General features: G+C 67.1%; 3 protein-coding genes. All 3 read right to left on the reverse strand.

From position 1 onward, the window contains the following. Nucleotides 1-1,443 (reverse strand): IS66 family transposase (gene tnpC / locus LRF89_RS13060; RefSeq protein ID WP_238637343.1); only part of this gene is annotated, 1,443 nt, incomplete at its 3' end. A gap of 65 nt (nt 1,444-1,508) precedes the next feature. Next, nucleotides 1,509-1,862, reverse strand: coding sequence for an IS66 family insertion sequence element accessory protein TnpB (tnpB, locus tag LRF89_RS13065; RefSeq protein ID WP_238637344.1), 354 nt, complete (start codon nt 1,860-1,862; stop codon nt 1,509-1,511). Further along, nucleotides 1,859-2,087: hypothetical protein (locus tag LRF89_RS13070; RefSeq protein WP_238637345.1), on the reverse strand; the 229-nt coding region annotated here is incomplete at its 5' end. The genes tnpB and LRF89_RS13070, both read right to left, overlap by 4 nt.

The following is a 2,087-nucleotide window of genomic DNA, read 5'->3' on the forward strand; positions in this document are numbered from 1 at the left end:
CATCGCCTCGGCACCTTCCCGGGAACCGGCGAAGTTCCAGTTCTTGCGCCCGACGCAGAGTCCACGCAGGAGCCGTTCTGCGTAGTTATTGGTGATGTCCAGCCGCCCATCCTCGGTGTAACGGACCAGGCCCTGCCAGTGGTTCAGGGCGTAGGCGACCGCTTTGCCCAGATCACTTTTCGGCGCCAGGTAGGTGGCCATCGTCTCGAGCTTGGCGTGCAGCCGTGCGAGGATCGGCAGCGCACGGCGCTGACGCTCGGCGCGGATCTCCTCCGGAGCCAGGCCCTTCAGACGCGATTCGAGTTGAAACAGCGCGGTGATCAGCTTCATCACCTCGTGCGCCCGACCCCATCGTCGCTGATTGCGGACCACCTTCTCGAAGTATCGTCGGGCATGGGCCCAGCAGCCGACCCAGGTCAGCCCCGGTTCTCGTCGCTCGGCGCTGAGGTAGCCGGCAAAGGCGTCGCCCTGCAGATACCCGTTGAAGCCAAGAAAGATCGCGAGCACCGTCTCCTGGCGACGATGCGGGGTGTAGAGAAAGCTCACCGGCAGGAGGCCGTCCTCACGGCCACGCCCGGCGTGGCACCAGACGCGGCCGGTCAGGGTCTGCCGCCGTCCCTTCTCGCGCTGCGCCAGCGTGCTGTCGTCGCTGTGCACGATCGGGCTGTTGAGAGCATCCTCGTGAATGCATGTCGCCACCGGCGCAAGGACTCGCGCCGCCGAGCTGAAGTAATCGTCCAGGCGCTGGCGCGGCAGCTTCATGCCATCGCGGGCGAACTGATTGGCGATCCGATTGAGCGGGAGCTTGTCGTCGACCTTGCTCAGGATGGCGTGGGCGATCAGCGTCACACCGGCCTGGGAACCGGGGATCGGCGCGGTCGACTTGTCGGGGCTGATGATCGTCCGCTCCCCGCACTCGTCGGTGACGGCGTAGTTGGGCCGTTCATGGCGCAGGACGTAGAACGAGCCCGGCCGATACTCGAGCGTTTCGGTGATCTCGACGCTGACCTCTTCCAAAGGTCCGTAGCGCGCCTCAAGCTCGCGGCGCTGCTCGTCGGTGTAGTCGTGGCGCTTCGGCTCACGCGGCAGGTACTCGGGCAGCGCACCGCGGCTCGCGCCCTGACGGGCCGGTTTTTTGCGCCGCTTGCCCGAGCGCTGCGGGGGCTGGGTCGTTTCATCTTCTTCGGCGGTGGGGGACTCATCAGTCGGGGTGAGCACCTGCTGCCCACCGGCGAAGAGGCTGCCCTGGAGGTAGGTACCGCGCTCTGAGCGCTGCCCGAAACGGGCCCGGTTGCTGGCGAGGATCTGCTCCTTGAGGCTGTCGAGCTGACCCTGGAGATCCCGGATCTGGCGCTGCTGCTCGGCGATGAGCCGGTCGCGCTCGGCGAGCTGCTCCTGCACCGGATCGGGGTCTTGGCCACGTTGGTCGGCACCGGATGACATGGCGCCATGATACCGCGGCCGGATGCCTGTGTCTGTTCCAAATCAATAACATGCGATAATCCTGACTACGCCACAGCCCGTGCCGGGTGATCGGCCAGGCGCTGCAGCGTTCGCCAGTCCGCGCCCTCGAACAGGGCCTGGAACTGCCCGGGGCTGAGTGCCGCCGCCTCGCCGGGCGTGCGCGGCATGACAAACCGGCCGCGCTCAAGGCGCTTGTACAGGAGCACGAAGCCCTGGCCGTCCCAGTAGAGCGCCTTCAATTTGTCGCCGGCCTTATTGGCGAAGACGAACAGCTCGCCGCTGAACGGGTCGCGACCGAGTCCCCCGGTGACCTCCAGGGCGAGCCCGTTGTGCGACTTGCGAAAGTCGACCGGCTCGGCGGCCAAGTGGATCGCCGTCACCTGCGAAAGACCGATCATGCCCGGCGTTCCAGGACGCCGAGCAGCCGCTCCAGGGTCTGCTCGCAGAAGCCGGGCGGGATCTCAACCGTGGTGCCGCCGAGCGTCAGTCGCAGCGGCTCGGCCTGTGTGTCCGCAACATGCTCCGAGGCCCCGACGGTCAGAAAGTGCTGCCTCTGACCGGTGCCCGCCTGCGCCTCATCGGTATCACTCCGGCGCTCGGTGGGCGTGTCCGGCTCGGCGGCA

Source organism: Halorhodospira sp. 9621 (assembly GCF_022228055.1).
Classification (GTDB): domain Bacteria; phylum Pseudomonadota; class Gammaproteobacteria; order Nitrococcales; family Halorhodospiraceae; genus Halorhodospira; species Halorhodospira halophila_A.

Excerpts from the sequence above, each read along its gene's own strand:
- tnpB (WP_238637344.1), bottom strand. The coding sequence starts at position 1,862 with ATGATCGGTCTTTCGCAGGTGACGGCGATCCACTTGGCCGCCGAGCCG.